This is a genomic window from Bacillus cereus group sp. MYBK216-1, assembly GCF_051916495.1.
GTDB lineage: Bacteria > Bacillota > Bacilli > Bacillales > Bacillaceae_G > Bacillus_A > Bacillus_A thuringiensis_K.
Window position 1 is genome coordinate 42,612 of record NZ_JBQAGT010000017.1, and the last position, 15,939, is coordinate 58,550.

Genomic DNA, 15,939 nt, shown 5'->3' on the forward strand with positions numbered 1-15,939 from the left:
ATATAAGGAGGTGCCTGGGAATGAAACTTCATGAATTAAAACCTGCAGAAGGTTCTCGTAAAGTACGTAACCGTGTCGGTCGTGGTATCGGTTCTGGTAACGGTAAAACTGCTGGTAAAGGTCATAAAGGACAAAACGCACGTTCTGGCGGCGGTGTTCGTCTTGGCTTCGAAGGTGGTCAAACTCCATTATTCCGTCGTTTACCAAAACGCGGCTTCACAAACATTAACCGTAAAGAGTTTGCTATTGTAAACTTATCAACGTTAAATCGTTTTGAAGATGGTACAGAAGTAACACCTGAATTATTGCTGGAAACTGGCGTTATCAGCAAGTTAAACGACGGTGTTAAAGTTCTTGCAAGCGGAGCAGTAGAGAAAAAACTAACTGTTAAAGCGCACAAGTTCTCTTCAAGTGCTAAAGAAGCAATTGAAGCAGCTGGCGGATCAGTTGAGGTGATCTAATGTTTCGTACAATCTCCAACTTTATGCGCGTTGCTGAGATAAGACGTAAAATATTATTCACTTTAGCGATGTTAATCGTATTCAGGATTGGCACGTTTATCCCCGTGCCATTTACAAATGGAGACGTACTGAAGGCACAAGATCAATTAAATGCTTTAGGTATTCTAAATACATTTGGCGGTGGAGCCTTGAAAAACTTCTCCATCTTTGCGATGGGAATCATGCCGTATATTACAGCATCCATCATCGTGCAATTATTGCAGATGGATGTTGTTCCTAAATTTTCGGAATGGTCGAAGCAAGGTGAAATGGGCCGTCGTAAATTAACGCAATTCACGCGTTACTTTACAATTGTTCTTGCGTTTATTCAGGGGTTTGGTATGTCAATCGGTTTTAACGGTATGGTAGGTGGACAATTAATTTTGAATCCAGGTTGGAGCACTTATTTATACATTGCTACGGTACTGACTGCTGGTACTGCATTTTTAATGTGGTTAGGTGAACAGATTACAGCTAAAGGTGTAGGTAATGGTATTTCCATCCTTATCTTTGGCGGTATTGCCGCGGCGATCCCAAGTGTTATATCTCAAGTGTATCAGCAACAGTTTCAAAATATCGGAGATCAATTGTTCATGAGTATCGTTAAAGTTGCATTGATTTTACTAGCTGTGCTAGCAGTTATTGTGGGTGTTATTTTCATTCAACAGGCTGTTAGAAAGATCCCAATTCAATATGCGAAGCGTGTAACAGGAGGAAATGGTGGTTATGCTGGAGCACAAAACACACATTTACCGCTTAAGGTAAATAGTGCTGGTGTTATTCCAGTAATTTTTGCTGTTTCATTCTTAATTACGCCTCCGACTATTGCACAGTTCTTCCCGAAACATGATGTATCGCAGTGGATTATTGCAAACTTTAACTATTCTCACCCAGTGGGAATGATCATATATGTTGCGCTCATTGTAGCCTTCACATATTTCTATGCATTTGTTCAGGTTAATCCAGAGCAAATGTCAGAGAATCTAAACAAGCAAGGTGGATATGTTCCAGGTATTCGTCCGGGTAAGAATACGGAACAATATCTAACAAAAATCTTGTATCGTTTGACCTTTGTAGGATCAATTTTCCTAGCAGCGATTGCAATCTTACCAGTTATCTTTACGAAATTGGGAAATCTTCCTCCATCTGCACAGATCGGTGGAACGAGTATGTTAATCGTTGTCGGCGTTGCTTTAGAAACAATGAAGCAGCTAGAAAGCCAACTGGTAAAACGCCATTACAAAGGGTTTATCAAGCAGTGAGTAAGTGGGAAGAATTGTCTTCCCTACATGCTCATGTACTCTGAGGGGGAACAAGGATGAACTTAATTTTAATGGGGCTTCCTGGTGCTGGTAAAGGTACACAAGCCGAACAGATTGTTGCCAAGTATAACATCCCTCACATTTCAACAGGAGACATGTTCCGTGCAGCTATGAAGGCTGAAACTGAAATGGGTCTACAAGCAAAATCTTTTATTGATAAAGGTGCACTTGTTCCAGATGAAGTTACAATCGGAATCGTTCGTGAACGTTTAAGTCAAGACGACTGCGTAAGAGGTTTCTTACTAGACGGTTTCCCACGAACTGTTGCACAAGCATCAGCTCTTGAAGAAATTATGAAAGATCTTGGCAAAAAAATCGACTATGTTTTAAACATTAATGTGGATTCAGGGTTGTTATTAAAACGCCTTACAGGCCGTCGCATTTGTAAAGAGTGCGGTGCGACTTACCACTTAGAATTCAATCCACCAGCAAAAGCTGATGTGTGCGATAAATGTGGTGGCGAATTATATCAACGCTCTGATGACAATGAAGAAACTGTAGCAAATCGTTTAGATGTAAATATTAAGCAAACAAAACCTTTGCTTGATTTCTACGAAGAGCTTGGTTACTTACAAAGCATTAATGGTGAGCAAGATATCAATAAAGTATTTGCTGATATCGATGTTCTCATCGGAGGCTTAGCGTAATGATAATCTGCAAAACTCCTCGCGAGATAGAAATCATGCGAGAAGCTGGCAGGATCGTTGCTTTGACTCATCAAGAGTTGAAACAGCACATTACTCCAGGAATTACAACGAAAGAGCTCGATCAAATAGCGGAAAAGACGATTCAAAAATATGGTGCTACGCCATCTTTTAAAGGATACAACGGATTTCCGGGGAGCATATGTGCTTCTGTAAATGAAGAGCTTGTACACGGAATTCCAGGGAAGCGCAAGCTCAAAGAGGGCGATATCATCAGTATCGATATTGGTGCGAAATACAATGGGTACCATGGAGATTCTGCATGGACGTATCCAGTTGGAAACATTTCTGAATCTGTTCAAAAGCTACTTGATGTCACAGAAAAATCGTTGTATCTTGGTCTAGAACAAGTAAAACCAGGCGAGAGATTATCAAATATCTCACATGCGGTTCAAACCCATGCTGAAGAGAATGGATTCTCGATCGTTAGGGAGTATGTTGGTCACGGAATCGGGCAAGACTTACATGAGGACCCTCAAATCCCGCACTATGGTCCACCAAATAGAGGCCCTAGATTAAAGCCGGGAATGGTCATCTGTGTTGAGCCGATGGTGAATCAAGGAAGACGATATGTAAAAACACTATCTGATGACTGGACAGTGGTAACGGTAGATGGTAAATGGTGTGCCCATTTTGAGCACACGATTGCTCTTACAGAAGCAGGATACGAAATCCTTACCACTTTATAAGTAGCTGGCTCTCCGGGATTTCAGAGCAGTGTAAAATGTTACTGATTTGAAGAAGGGAGAACTATTGAATGGCTAAAGATGATGTAATTGAAGTCGAAGGTACCGTTCTTGAAACGTTGCCAAATGCTATGTTCAAAGTAGAATTAGAGAATGGGCATGTCGTATTGGCTCACGTTTCTGGTAAAATCCGTATGAACTTCATTCGTATTTTACCAGGAGACAAAGTTACGGTAGAATTATCTCCGTACGATTTAAATCGTGGTCGTATTACGTACCGTTTTAAATAATATAGCACTCCGTAATCTTTAAGGAGGTTCGAGACATGAAAGTAAGACCGTCAGTTAAACCAATCTGCGAAAAATGTAAAGTTATTCGTAGACGTGGAAAAGTAATGGTTATTTGTGAAAACCCTAAACATAAACAAAAACAAGGTTAATCAGAAGGAGGTGCATTCGTAATGGCACGTATCGCAGGTGTAGATATTCCTCGAGACAAACGCGTTGTTATTTCTTTAACTTACGTATTCGGCATTGGTCGCACAACTGCTGAAAAAATTCTTGCTGAAGCAGGTATTTCTGAAGAAACACGAGTTCGTGATTTAACGGAAGACGAATTAGGACGTATCCGTGATATCATCGATCGTATTAAAGTTGAGGGAGACCTTCGTCGTGAAGTATCTCTTAACATTAAACGTCTAATGGAGATCGGTTCTTACCGTGGTCTTCGTCACCGTCGTGGCTTACCAGTTCGTGGTCAAAACTCTAAAAACAATGCTCGTACACGTAAAGGTCCACGTCGTACAGTAGCAAATAAAAAGAAATAATAAGTAAAGGAGGTTGAACTAACAATGGCACGTAAAACAAACACTCGTAAAAAACGTGTGAAAAAGAATATTGAAGCTGGTATAGCTCATATTCGTTCTACTTTCAACAACACAATCGTAACACTTACAGATACTCACGGTAACGCACTTTCTTGGTCTAGTGCTGGTGCACTTGGTTTCCGTGGATCTCGTAAATCTACTCCATTCGCTGCGCAAATGGCTGCTGAAACTGCTGCTAAAGCTGCAATGGAACACGGTTTAAAAACTTTAGAGGTTACTGTTAAAGGTCCTGGTGCTGGCCGTGAAGCTGCAATTCGTGCTCTTCAAGCTGCAGGTCTAGAAGTAACAGCAATTAGAGATGTTACTCCAGTTCCTCATAATGGATGTCGTCCACCAAAACGTCGTCGTGTGTAATTTTTCTGTATAGAATTTTCCCTTTTGTCTATAATGGATATGATGCATTATCGAGAAATTTCGTACAGAAACATCGCTTGTTGTGCACAATCGGGAACTGCCTAAGGGGGACTTTCGGTTAGACAGGGGTTGTACCTTTGTTTAACCGGGGTTTCGACGTTTTGAAGGAGGGTTTAGTTAATGATTGAAATCGAAAAGCCGAAAATCGAAACGGTTGAACTTAACGAAGATGCTAAATATGGTAAATTCGTAATTGAACCGCTTGAGCGTGGATATGGTACTACGTTGGGTAACTCCTTACGTCGTATTCTTTTATCTTCACTCCCTGGTGCCGCTGTTACTGCTATCCAAATCGATGGCGTATTACATGAATTTTCAACAGTTGAGGGCGTAGTAGAAGACGTTACAACGATCATCTTAAACTTGAAAAAGTTAGCTCTTAAAATCTACTCTGAAGAAGAGAAGACGTTGGAAATTGATGTGCAGGGCGAAGGTATTGTCACAGCTGCTGATATTACTCACGATAGTGATGTAGAAATCTTAAATCCAGATTTACACATTGCAACGTTAGCAAAAGATGCGCATTTCCGCGTGCGTTTAACTGCAAAGCGTGGCCGTGGGTATACGCCAGCTGATGCAAATAAAAGCGAAGATCAACCAATAGGAGTAATTCCTATTGATTCTATTTATACTCCAGTATCACGTGTGACTTACCAAGTGGAAAAGACACGTGTCGGACAAGTGGCTAATTATGATAAGCTTACGCTTGATGTATGGACGGATGGAAGCATCGGGCCAAAAGAAGCTATCTCTTTAGGTGCCAAAATCTTAACTGAGCATTTAAATATCTTTGTTGGTTTAACTGATGAAGCACAAAATGCTGAGATTATGGTTGAGAAGGAAGAAGATCAAAAAGAGAAAGTTCTTGAGATGACTATCGAGGAACTAGATCTTTCTGTTCGTTCTTATAATTGCCTTAAACGTGCAGGAATTAATACTGTACAAGAGCTTGCGAACAAAACAGAAGAAGATATGATGAAAGTTCGTAACTTAGGACGTAAATCCTTAGAAGAAGTTAAACATAAACTTGAAGAATTAGGTTTAGGTTTACGTAAAGACGACTGAGGATTTAAACCCATCAACAAAGGAGGGAACTACGAATGGCATACAGAAAATTAGGCCGTACAAGTGCGCAACGTAAAGCTATGTTACGTGACTTAGCTACTGATTTAATTATCAACGAGCGCATCCAAACGACAGAAACTCGTGCAAAAGAACTTCGTTCTGTAGTGGAAAAAATGATCACTTTAGGTAAACGCGGAGATCTTCATGCTCGTCGTCAAGCAGCAGCTTTCATTCGCAATGAAGTAGCTAACGCTGAGACTGGTCAAGATGCACTTCAAAAATTATTCGCTGATGTAGCTCCACGCTATGCTGAGCGCCAAGGCGGATACACTCGTATTGCAAAAATTGGTCCACGTCGCGGAGACGCAGCACCAATGGTAATTATCGAGTTAGTATAATGATAATTAAAAGGGCAGGACAGTTCTTTTCAAGAAACTGGTCATGGCCCTTTTTTTTAAATATAAAAATAGGCTAACTTGGCGAAGGAAAGGGTGCCTTGTATTGAAAAAAGAGAAACTTCGGACAGAAAATATATCCTTTCAATATCCTGGGGCAGCCACTTATGCATTAAAAGATGTTTCATTTTCCTTATATGAGGGAGAATGGGTATCTGTTATTGGACAAAACGGTTCAGGGAAGTCTACACTTGCAAAATTATTGAATGGTTTGTTTTTGCCAGAAGCAGGAACTATTACAGTAAATGATACAATGGTTTTATCAGAGGAAACGGTATGGGATGTTCGAAAACAAATTGGGATGGTATTTCAAAACCCAGATAATCAATTTGTTGGAACGACAGTGCAAGACGACGTTGTTTTTGGCTTAGAGAATATCGGAATGCCAAGAGAACAGATGGTAGAAAGATTAGATCAGGCTCTCAAACTTGTCCGTATGGAAGATTTTCTTAATGATGAGCCTCATTCGTTATCTGGTGGGCAAAAACAGCGAGTGGCAATAGCAGGCGTTTTAGCACTTCAGCCATCTATTTTAATATTAGATGAAGCAACGTCAATGCTAGACCCCCAAGGGAGACGTGAAGTAGTAGAAACGGTTAGACAACTTGTTAATCAAAAAGGTATTACCGTGTTATCAATTACGCACGATTTAGAAGAAGCGGCACAATCAGACCGTGTCATTATTTTAAATAAGGGAGAGATATTAGAGGAAGGGACTCCAGAACAAATTTTCAAATCCTCTCATATGCTCCAAGAAATTGGATTAGATGTACCATTTTCAGTGAAAATAGCAGAATTATTAAAAAGAAATGAAATTCTCTTGCAAAATACGCATCTTACAATGGAAAGCTTGGTGAACGAACTTTGGAGATTACATTCCAAAAAGTAGAACATCGTTATCAATATAAAACTCCATTTGAAAGACGCGCACTTTATGATGTAGACGTGTCGTTTCCAAGTGGGGGTTATTATGCCATTATCGGTCATACTGGTTCAGGTAAGTCGACGATGATTCAACATTTAAATGGTTTATTGCAGCCGACAAATGGTACAGTTCAAATTGGTGAACATTTGATTTCGGCAGGAAAGAAAGAAAAAAAGCTAAAGCCACTACGTAAAAAAGTAGGGGTTGTCTTTCAATTCCCAGAACATCAGTTGTTTGAAGAGACTGTGGAGAAAGATATTTGTTTCGGCCCTACTAATTTTGGAGTATCTGTAGACGAAGCAAGGCAAAAGGCTAGAAAGGCAATTGAACTTGTAGGGCTAGAACCGGAACTGTTAACACGTTCTCCGTTCGAATTAAGTGGTGGACAAATGAGACGTGTTGCTATAGCGGGTGTACTGGCGATGGAACCTGAAGTGCTTGTATTAGATGAACCTACAGCAGGACTAGATCCAAAAGGGCAGAATGAACTTATGGAGATGTTTTATAAGCTGCACAAGGAGAAGGGTCTTACAGTTATCCTTGTAACGCATAATATGGAGGATGCTGCTCAGTATGCGGAGCAGATTGTAGTTATGCATAAAGGAACGGTCTTTTTGCAAGGAAGTGCAGAGGAAGTATTTTCACATGCTGATGAACTAGAGAAAATTGGTGTGGATCTTCCTATGTCATTAAAGTATAAACGTGCAATTGAAGAGAAGTTTGGTATTTCAATTCCAAAGGCTACCTTATCTTTAGAGGATCTTACTCATGAAGTTGTGCAGGTGTTACGAAAAGGTGGTCATGAATCATGCAGCAGTTGATTATTGGGAGATATATCCCGGGGAATTCACTTATTCATCAACTTGATCCACGTACGAAGCTGCTGATTGTCTTTTTATATGTATTTGTTGTTTTCTTAGCAAATAATGCGATTTCATATGGATTTTTATTTTTATATGCACTCATTGCTTTATTTTTTGCAAAAGTGCCGATTCGTTATGTACTTTCGGGCTTAAAACCAATTTTATGGATTTTTCTTTTTACATTTTTCCTGCATATTTTTACAAATAAAGAGGGGGATGTACTATTCCAGCTTGGTTGGTTTTCGATATATGAAAATGGATTAGAGCAAGGGATATACATTTCTGTACGATTCTTCGTTATTATTTTAATGACGACATTATTAACGTTAACGACGACACCTATTGAAATTACAGATGGTTTGGAGACGTTATTAAAGCCGTTGAAGCGTATAAAGGTTCCTGTTCATGAAATCGCATTAATGATGTCAATTTCTCTTCGTTTTATCCCGACATTAATGGATGAAACGAGTAAAATAATGAAAGCACAAGCGTCACGTGGTATTGATTTTGCCGGGGGACCGATAAAAGATAGAATGAAAGCTATTATTTCACTGCTCGTTCCTCTGTTTATCAGTGCTTTTAAGCGTGCAGAGGACTTAGCCATTGCGATGGAAGCTCGTGGATATCAAAGTGGTGAAGGACGTACTAAATTTAGGCAACTACGCTGGAAAACAAGCGATACAGTAACGATTGTCAGTTTATTTTGTTTAGCTTGTATTTTGGCATGGGTGCGATCGTAATGGAGAATAGAGAAATGGATAGAATAAAATGTACGGTTGCATATGATGGCATGCATTTTTGTGGTTATCAAATTCAGCCGAACCATCGTACTGTTCAACAGGAGATAGAAAAAGCATTGCAGAAATTGCATAAGGGAGAACTTGTTCGTGTTCAGGCATCTGGTAGAACAGATTCTACAGTTCATGCAAAAGGACAAGTAATACACTTTGATACCCCTTTGTCTCTTGAAGAGTGGCAATGGAGTAATGCTTTAAACACAATGTTGCCAGATGATATTGTTATAAGGCAAGTAGAGAAAAAAACAGAAGAATTTCATGCACGTTACGGTGTTGAGAAAAAAGAATATCGTTATCGTGTATTATTATCAAAGACTGCGGATGTATTCCGTAGAAATTACGTATATCAATATCCATACCCGCTCGAAATCAACTCTATAAGAAAAGCAATTCCTTATTTTATTGGAACGCATGATTTCACTTCTTTTTGTTCGGCAAAAACTGACAAAAAAGATAAAGTGCGAACAATTTATGAAATCGAGTTAATTGAACAAGATGATGAAATAATTTTTCGTTTTGTAGGTAATGGATTTTTATATAATATGGTCAGAATTATTGTTGGTACGTTACTTAGCATAGGACAAGGAAAGCTTGATCCTGATAGCATTCCAGAGATTTTAGCGAAACAAAATCGTCAGTTTGCTGGAAAGATGGCTCCAGGTCATGGGCTTTACTTATGGGAGGTAAACTATAACAACTAATCCTGGTGTAACATTTGCTTGACATTAGAAACTCAAAAGTATATCATAACATATGGTATTGTTTCTAAAACCACGATTAGCCCCGGAAGGAAATCGTGTTTAAGATAAACAATAGATTTTTTCTATGGAAAAGATAACGAGGAGGGAAACACATGCGTACGACTTTTATGGCAAAAGCTAACGAAGTTGAGCGTAAATGGTATGTGGTTGATGCTGAAGGTCAAACTTTAGGTCGCCTTGCTAGTGAAGTAGCATCCATTTTACGTGGTAAAAACAAACCTACATTTACACCACACGTTGACACGGGTGATCATGTAATTATTATTAACGCTGAGAAAATTCATTTAACAGGTAATAAATTAAACGATAAAATTTACTACCGTCACACTAACCACCCAGGTGGACTTAAGCAAAGAACAGCTCTTGAAATGCGTACAAACTACCCTGTACAAATGTTAGAGCTTGCAATTAAAGGCATGCTTCCAAAAGGACGCTTAGGCCGTCAAGTTTCTAAGAAACTTAACGTGTATGCTGGAGCAGAGCATCCACACCAAGCACAAAAACCAGAAGTTTACGAACTTCGCGGATAATTAATTAAAGGAGGGCTTACTTTGGCACAGGTTCAATACTATGGTACTGGACGTCGTAAGAGTTCAGTAGCGCGCGTACGCCTAGTTCCAGGCGAAGGACGCGTTATCATTAACGGTCGTGATTTTGAAAACTATATCCCATTTGCTGCATTACGTGAAGTAGTGAAACAACCTCTAGTTGCAACAGAAACTTTAGGTAACTACGATGTACTTGTAAACGTAAATGGTGGTGGATACACTGGTCAAGCTGGTGCTATTCGTCACGGTATTTCTCGCGCTTTATTAAAAGCTGATCCAGAATACCGTCTAACACTAAAACGTGCAGGTCTATTAACTCGTGACGCACGTATGAAAGAGCGTAAAAAATACGGTCTTAAAGGCGCACGTCGTGCACCTCAGTTCTCAAAACGTTAATTTTTGCGAACTACAAACCCCAACCATTTTGGTTGGGGTTTTTTTATGTTTCATTCCTCTTTTGCAATTTTTATAGCTTGGAATATTTTAGTGCTACCGCCGCGCGTATGCTTCTTCTTTAGAAGTTTAGACTAATACGTATTAGGGAGGTTTATAAGTACTATGAATGTCATTGTCAGCTTACAAGAAAAACAAAAAGAAAAGCAGTTAAAATACGAGCGGAAGATGTTGCGGGAATTATCATTAAAAACATTGCGTTCAAATATTCGTGATGCATTTCAAATGCAAGAGCTTCATCGTCAGTATGAAGATTACTGTATTGAATTAGGGATAGAATCTTATTTATTAGGAGCGAGATACAGTAAATTTGGTTATTATGGTGAATCATTTTTTGATGTGAAATATAGAGCTTTAGAAGAAGAACAACAATTAACTGAAACGCTATTTCAATTTTTAACGAGTATGACTATGCGAGAAATAAAGTTGAAAGATGAGGAATTACTTTTTGAATCTTGTCAGCAGTTTATAGGATTGTGGTGGCAAGAAGGGTATGAAAAAGGTGAAAGAAGATATCGATTAAAGCTTCATTAAGACAAGCATAAACTTTCCTCTTGTCCCATATAAGTAATTAGAGGGACTAGCTGGAGGAGGAAAGGTATGAAGAGAATTCGAATTATCTCTTTTGCACTCGCTGCGGTTGTATTGTTTTTTTTAGTCAAACAAGAATTTCAAATTACAAAATCGTGGCGTGCTTGGAATTTACCCTTATCAGGGAAAGTAATCGTATTAGATGCTGGGCATGGTGGACCAGATGGAGGGGCTGTTGGTGGAAAGGATATTATAGAAAAGGATATTACGCTTGAAATTACAAAAAAGGTACAAGACTATTTACAAGAACAAGGTGCACTAGTTATTTTAACGCGTGAGGGAGATTATGATTTAGCTAACAAAGATACAAAGTCATATAGCAGACGTAAAGCAGAGGATTTAAAAAAACGTGTAGAAATCATCAATAAACCTGATGTAGACTTTTTTGCAAGTATTCATTTAAATGCTTTAACTAGTAGTGGATCGAAAGGCGCACAAACGTTCTATTACCGTTCTTCAATTGAAAATGAACGTGCTGCAAAATTTATACAGGCTGAATTGAGAACAAGTTTAGAGAACACGAATCGTTCTGCTAAGACTATTTCGCATGTGTATTTATTAAAGTATTCTAAAACACCAGGTGCTTTAATTGAAGCTGGCTTTTTATCGAATGTGAACGAAAGGTATATGTTAAATTCGGAGAAATATCAGCAAAAGTTAGCAGCTGCAATATACCGTGGTATATTACGTTATTTCACGGAAAAAGGAAATCCTCCAGAATAAGGAGGATTTTTTTGAGCTTCTCTCGTTAACGAAGTTTTCGGAAAATATGTTATACTGGAAATGTAAACGCATTTATTTCAAGAATAAGCAGAGATAAATTCAATTAACATTACGTTATTTTTCATACAGGGGGCTGGGCTAATTATGGTAACGAAAGAGCAAGTGGTTGAAGCGTTAGAAGGGATTGTGGATCCGTTTTTACATAAAACATTAAAAGAAACAAATGCAATTAAAGAGGTAACAGTCAAGCCAGAGAAGGAACATGTGAGTGTCAAAATTGCAATCGTAAAAACCGGTACAGCGGAACAAATGCAGTTGCAGTCTGGAATTGTAAAGTTAGTAAAAGAACTTGGGGCAGCAACAGTTGGACTTCGTTTTGCAGAATTTACAGAAGAGGAATTAGCTCAGTTTGCACCGGAACAACAAGAAGAGCAAAGTGAATCTTTATTGTCACCTAATTCAAAAACAACATTCTTAGCAGTAGCGAGTGGAAAAGGTGGCGTGGGAAAATCAACTGTTTCCGTTAACCTTGCAGTTGCTTTAGCTCGTTTAGGAAAAAAAGTTGGTATTATCGATGCGGACATTTACGGTTTTAGTGTGCCAGACATGATGGGGATAGAAAAACGTCCTATCGTAAGAGGTGACAAAATAATTCCGGTGGAACGTTTAGGTGTAAAGGTAATCTCAATGGGCTTCTTTGTAGAGGATAATGCACCAGTTATTTGGAGAGGACCTATGCTTGGGAAAATGTTAAACCACTTCTTCACAGAAGTAGAATGGGGCGATCTAGATTATTTAGTACTAGATTTGCCACCAGGCACAGGTGATGTTGCGTTAGATGTGCACTCAATGTTGCCATCTTGCAAAGAGATTATTGTAACGACGCCTCATCCAACAGCTGCGTTTGTAGCAGCACGTGCTGGAGCGATGGCATTGCGCACTGAACATAGTATTCTTGGTGTTGTTGAGAATATGGCATATTTTGAAAGTAAGGTAACTGGTGAGAAAGAATATGTATTTGGAAAAGGCGGGGGAGATAAGTTAGCTACCGAATTACAAACGAATGTTCTTGGTCGCATTCCGCTACAACAACCCGATAGGAATAAAGAAGACTTTGCTCCTTCAGTATATGAAGATACACATACAACGGGCATTATTTATAGTAAAATAGCTGAAACAGTAATTGATAAAACAGCTGTTACACAAAAATAAAGTGAAACTTTAATCAGTGGGGTTCACCTGTTACTGACAACAATAATGCTTTTGTTGTTAGTAAACCTTTCGCTTAACTAGAGGGGGCCATTTTGTCTGTTAATAGTAAGATAAAGTAATAACGAGTGAACAATGTATACATTGTCCACTCGTTATTATAGTTATTATTTTTTACTGTTCTTCCTTCTTTTCGCCTTGAGAACCACCGTCACCGCCTGCTTCTTTCTTACCAGATCCGCCTTTTTCAGCTTTTTGCACACCTTTACTAATGATATCAATCATCTTGGCTTGGAAGAGTGGACTTTCAGCAGTTTCTGTTAGTACTTGTTGTAGATATTGACGGTATTCTTTACTCTTCATTGTTTGTAACATTATTTTTTCTACTTCAGGATTTTTCATAATTTCTATAACGCCTGCTTGGTATTCAGGGTCTTTTAGTAAGGTTTTCATTAATTGAGTTTGTTCTTTCCCCATACTTTTAGCAAACTTTGATGAGAACTCAGGATCTTTAAAGAGCTTTTCCCAGAATTGTTGCCCTTTATCGGATACCATGGCATCTTCAATCGTTTTCTTTACTACTGTTTCATCTAGTATGAGTGCTTGTTTCATTTTTTCATCAGTTAATACATCTTGAATAGCTTTCTTACCTTGATCTGTTTTTAAAATATCAACAATCATTTTCTTTGTTTGATCGTAATCTAGTTCGGATTTCGTTTCTTTTCCTTGTGCGCATGCTGCAAGTGCGATAAGTAGAAAAGAAGAAACGAAAATGAATAGCATCCGTTTCATAAGTTGGAACTCCTTTCAGCACAGTTCTCTCTTTTTAATATAAATATCTTTAAGGAATTTATACATGAACATGGCTAGCTTTTTGAAATTGTCATTGATACAATTTAATTAGAAATATAAGGATAATGGGGGATGTGTTGTGAATAGCCGCAAGTGGGTACGACTATTTTTAACGACGTTGTTTCTTGGTGGGATTAGCACAGTTATTATTGGTTTTGTTTTGGAGTGGGACAAGTACAATAAATTTTTTCAAAATTTCGACGGTAAGGAGATTTTAGCAGTATCTTTCTGGCTGATGGGTGTAGGATTTATTTTTAGTGTTATAAGTCAAATGGGATTCTTTGCATATTTAACAATCCACCGTTTTGGACTAGGGATGTTTCGCTCATCTTCTTTATGGAATGCAGTCCAGCTCTTCTTTATTGCATTCGTATTATTTGATTTTGTGTATTTAAGATCTGTACTTATTGCAAATGGGGAAGTCTCGTTAGGGAATAACATACTTGTTGCTGGAATATTATTTGTGTTTGGAGCAATTGTTGCTTATGTAAAAAGTAAAGAAACAAATAAAAAAGCATTTGTGCCAGCTCTGTTCTTTATGGTTGTTGTAACAATCCTTGAATGGGTACCGGCGCTTCGGATTAATGATACAGATTGGCTATATTTAATGGTTATACCGCTATTGTTATGTAATGCGTATCAATTACTTGTATTACATCGTTTAATCGGAAAAACAAGTAAATCAGCTTAATAGAGAGAGGTTTTATACACCAGCAGTTATAATGCTGGAAATGGTATGATTAAAAAAGCTCTACCACCTTCTTGAAAGGTAGTAGAGCTTTTTATGCGTGAAGAGTAGTTGGGAAGAAGCTACTTCACATCTTCACTTTTCGTACTTGTGTTGGAAATAAGTTGTGACACGGATATTTGCTCATATCCATCACTTTTTATTTTTTGCAGGAGCAGCGGTAAAGCTCTATTTGTTTGAAGGGCAGAATCGGATGCGTGTAATAAGACGATATCTCCACCCTTCAAATTATTAGAGACAGTGGAAACGATGTTATTTACACCTGGGTTTTTCCAATCGTTTGAATTATTACTCCAATGCACGACGGTGTATCCAAGTGATTCTGCGATTTTAAGGGTTGCTTTGTTAAATTCGCCACTAGGTGGACGTAACAGCTTGACTTGTTTTACACCAAGTTTCGTAAAAACATCTTGTGCTCGTAAAAGGTCTCGCCTTATTTCATTTGTCTCTAGAGAAGTATAGGATGTGTAATTGTACCCCATACTACCGATTTCGTGCCCATCTTTCATGATTCGCTCTACAATATCGGGGTGTCTTTCGGCCCATGCAGCAGAAAGGAAGAAGGTTGCATTCTTAATTTCTCTTTCTTTAAGAGTATCTAGGATTGGAATTGCTTTTTTGTCTCCCCAACTAATATCAAACGTAAATGCAACTTGCTTTTTAGCGGTGTCTCCTTTGTAAATTACTTTAGGGCCTGTAGCAGTTGAAAAAGCAGATTCATGTGAATATGTTTTTAAAAAGAGTAGCCATGCTGTAAATAAGGACAGTATCACTATTAAGCTAATGTGTTTAAAATTTCTCTTACTCGTAATAAAAAAGAAAAACATAATATTACGCCCCTTTGTCCAATCCTTTTCAGTTACATATATGCTGTAAATATAAAAAAGAGAACAAAGGATTAACATCGTAAGTAGTGGATATAATGGATGATAGGAATGTGATAATTGAAAATGAGCGGAACGTTTATTGTTGCGTAAGGAATTATTGAGGTGATTGTTTGCTTGGGCTAATGTTGACAAAAGAAGAAAGAAAAGAAATGGAATACATATTGAAGAGAGAATTAGAGGAACTTTTATTTGATTTTGAAGATGAGCGTATTCATGAAGTTGTAAAAAAAGCCATGGAAGAAAGATATAAAATCATTTTCTGTTTATTCCGGAGAGTAGCTAACACAGAAGAATGTATTCGTTATGTAAGAAAAAGAATTTTTTATTAAAAAGTGTTGACGCTAATGGTTTGTATATGGTAAATTAATAACCGTCGCTGATGCAGAAACGCAGAAAACGACAAAAAAGAAATTAAAAAACTTAGTTGACATTGAAAAATGAAGATGTTAACATAAGGAAGTCGCAAATGAGCGACCAAGTAGTTCTTTGAAAACTGAACGAAACAAACAACGTGAAACGTCAATTTTTATTTTAGATGCTAGACAAACTA

23 protein-coding genes are annotated in these 15,939 nt (G+C 38.1%); 21 read left to right on the top strand and 2 right to left on the bottom strand.

Annotated features, from left to right (window positions below; translation table 11 throughout):
* The first annotated feature begins 20 nt into the window (after window positions 1-20).
* The 19 genes from rplO (at window position 21) to ACTFRH_RS28620 (ending at window position 12,905) form a co-directional block, all read left to right on the top strand.
* Entirely contained in the window at window positions 21-461 is a 441-nt protein-coding gene (gene rplO / locus ACTFRH_RS28530; RefSeq protein ID WP_000766081.1) for a 50S ribosomal protein L15, read from the top strand.
* The gene (gene secY, locus ACTFRH_RS28535; protein WP_000490117.1) at window positions 461-1,762 is read left to right on the top strand and encodes a preprotein translocase subunit SecY; all 1,302 of its coding nucleotides are present in this window, start codon (window positions 461-463) and stop codon (window positions 1,760-1,762) included. The genes rplO and secY overlap by 1 nt, the downstream gene beginning before the upstream one ends.
* A gap of 56 nt (window positions 1,763-1,818) precedes the next feature.
* Entirely contained in the window at window positions 1,819-2,469 is a 651-nt protein-coding gene (locus ACTFRH_RS28540) for an adenylate kinase (protein WP_001048989.1), read from the top strand.
* On the top strand, window positions 2,469-3,215 hold the full coding sequence (map, locus tag ACTFRH_RS28545; RefSeq protein ID WP_000582539.1) for a type I methionyl aminopeptidase: 747 nt from the start codon (window positions 2,469-2,471) through the stop codon (window positions 3,213-3,215). The genes ACTFRH_RS28540 and map overlap by 1 nt, the downstream gene beginning before the upstream one ends.
* Before the next feature lie 68 nt (window positions 3,216-3,283).
* Window positions 3,284-3,502, top strand: coding sequence for a translation initiation factor IF-1 (infA, locus tag ACTFRH_RS28550; RefSeq protein WP_001029884.1), 219 nt, complete (start codon window positions 3,284-3,286; stop codon window positions 3,500-3,502).
* Window positions 3,503-3,537: 35 nt separating this feature from the next.
* Complete coding sequence (gene rpmJ / locus ACTFRH_RS28555) at window positions 3,538-3,651, top strand: 50S ribosomal protein L36 (protein ID WP_000868344.1); 114 nt, start codon at window positions 3,538-3,540, stop codon at window positions 3,649-3,651.
* Window positions 3,652-3,672: 21 nt separating this feature from the next.
* On the top strand, window positions 3,673-4,038 hold the full coding sequence (gene rpsM, locus ACTFRH_RS28560; RefSeq protein ID WP_000090788.1) for a 30S ribosomal protein S13: 366 nt from the start codon (window positions 3,673-3,675) through the stop codon (window positions 4,036-4,038).
* Between the two features lie 24 nt (window positions 4,039-4,062).
* Complete coding sequence (rpsK, locus tag ACTFRH_RS28565; protein ID WP_000101798.1) at window positions 4,063-4,452, top strand: 30S ribosomal protein S11; 390 nt, start codon at window positions 4,063-4,065, stop codon at window positions 4,450-4,452.
* Window positions 4,453-4,632: 180 nt separating this feature from the next.
* Window positions 4,633-5,577 carry a DNA-directed RNA polymerase subunit alpha gene (locus tag ACTFRH_RS28570; RefSeq protein ID WP_000569643.1) on the top strand — a complete coding sequence of 315 codons (945 nt, stop codon included), beginning with the start codon at window positions 4,633-4,635 and terminating at the stop codon, window positions 5,575-5,577.
* Between the two features lie 35 nt (window positions 5,578-5,612).
* Window positions 5,613-5,975: a 50S ribosomal protein L17 gene (rplQ, locus tag ACTFRH_RS28575; RefSeq protein WP_000331490.1), complete on the top strand. Its 363-nt coding sequence runs from the start codon at window positions 5,613-5,615 to the stop codon at window positions 5,973-5,975.
* A 103-nt stretch (window positions 5,976-6,078) separates the two neighbouring features.
* Window positions 6,079-6,921 (top strand): energy-coupling factor ABC transporter ATP-binding protein, encoded by an 843-nt coding sequence (locus tag ACTFRH_RS28580; RefSeq protein WP_000711782.1) that lies wholly within the window; start codon window positions 6,079-6,081, stop codon window positions 6,919-6,921.
* The gene (locus tag ACTFRH_RS28585) at window positions 6,897-7,778 is read left to right on the top strand and encodes an energy-coupling factor ABC transporter ATP-binding protein (protein ID WP_000406535.1); all 882 of its coding nucleotides are present in this window, start codon (window positions 6,897-6,899) and stop codon (window positions 7,776-7,778) included. Before ACTFRH_RS28580 ends, ACTFRH_RS28585 begins: the two co-directional genes overlap by 25 nt.
* The gene (locus ACTFRH_RS28590) at window positions 7,766-8,560 is read left to right on the top strand and encodes an energy-coupling factor transporter transmembrane component T family protein (protein ID WP_001186529.1); all 795 of its coding nucleotides are present in this window, start codon (window positions 7,766-7,768) and stop codon (window positions 8,558-8,560) included. Before ACTFRH_RS28585 ends, ACTFRH_RS28590 begins: the two co-directional genes overlap by 13 nt.
* Window positions 8,561-8,574: 14 nt before the next feature.
* On the top strand, window positions 8,575-9,318 hold the full coding sequence (truA, locus tag ACTFRH_RS28595) for a tRNA pseudouridine(38-40) synthase TruA (protein WP_002163816.1): 744 nt from the start codon (window positions 8,575-8,577) through the stop codon (window positions 9,316-9,318).
* Between the two features lie 152 nt (window positions 9,319-9,470).
* Window positions 9,471-9,908 (top strand): 50S ribosomal protein L13, encoded by a 438-nt coding sequence (gene rplM / locus ACTFRH_RS28600; RefSeq protein ID WP_001260793.1) that lies wholly within the window; start codon window positions 9,471-9,473, stop codon window positions 9,906-9,908.
* Window positions 9,909-9,929: 21 nt separating this feature from the next.
* A complete protein-coding gene (rpsI, locus tag ACTFRH_RS28605) occupies window positions 9,930-10,322 on the top strand; it encodes a 30S ribosomal protein S9 (RefSeq protein WP_000079986.1) in 393 nt (130 codons plus the stop codon).
* A gap of 162 nt (window positions 10,323-10,484) precedes the next feature.
* On the top strand, window positions 10,485-10,913 hold the full coding sequence (locus ACTFRH_RS28610; protein ID WP_001101005.1) for a DUF2521 family protein: 429 nt from the start codon (window positions 10,485-10,487) through the stop codon (window positions 10,911-10,913).
* Window positions 10,914-10,979: 66 nt separating this feature from the next.
* Window positions 10,980-11,693 carry an N-acetylmuramoyl-L-alanine amidase CwlD gene (cwlD, locus tag ACTFRH_RS28615; RefSeq protein WP_000822438.1) on the top strand — a complete coding sequence of 238 codons (714 nt, stop codon included), beginning with the start codon at window positions 10,980-10,982 and terminating at the stop codon, window positions 11,691-11,693.
* A 144-nt stretch (window positions 11,694-11,837) separates the two neighbouring features.
* Window positions 11,838-12,905, top strand: a complete 1,068-nt coding sequence (locus ACTFRH_RS28620) for a P-loop NTPase (RefSeq protein ID WP_440048909.1) — start codon at window positions 11,838-11,840, stop codon at window positions 12,903-12,905.
* Between the two features lie 171 nt (window positions 12,906-13,076).
* Here ACTFRH_RS28620 and gerD read toward each other — a convergent pair whose 3' ends face one another.
* On the bottom strand, window positions 13,077-13,694 hold the full coding sequence (gene gerD, locus ACTFRH_RS28625; protein WP_000827292.1) for a spore germination lipoprotein GerD: 618 nt from the start codon (window positions 13,692-13,694) through the stop codon (window positions 13,077-13,079).
* A 139-nt stretch (window positions 13,695-13,833) separates the two neighbouring features.
* Between gerD and kbaA the strand changes: the two genes are divergently transcribed.
* Window positions 13,834-14,445, top strand: coding sequence for a KinB signaling pathway activation protein KbaA (kbaA, locus tag ACTFRH_RS28630; RefSeq protein ID WP_001088526.1), 612 nt, complete (start codon window positions 13,834-13,836; stop codon window positions 14,443-14,445).
* A 119-nt stretch (window positions 14,446-14,564) separates the two neighbouring features.
* Here kbaA and pdaB read toward each other — a convergent pair whose 3' ends face one another.
* On the bottom strand, window positions 14,565-15,329 hold the full coding sequence (gene pdaB / locus ACTFRH_RS28635) for a polysaccharide deacetylase family sporulation protein PdaB (RefSeq protein ID WP_000464705.1): 765 nt from the start codon (window positions 15,327-15,329) through the stop codon (window positions 14,565-14,567).
* 170 nt (window positions 15,330-15,499) lie between these two features.
* On the opposite strand from pdaB, the gene ACTFRH_RS28640 reads away from it, so the two are divergent.
* Window positions 15,500-15,718, top strand: a complete 219-nt coding sequence (locus tag ACTFRH_RS28640) for a hypothetical protein (protein WP_000901147.1) — start codon at window positions 15,500-15,502, stop codon at window positions 15,716-15,718.
* Window positions 15,719-15,939 lie beyond the last annotated feature (221 nt).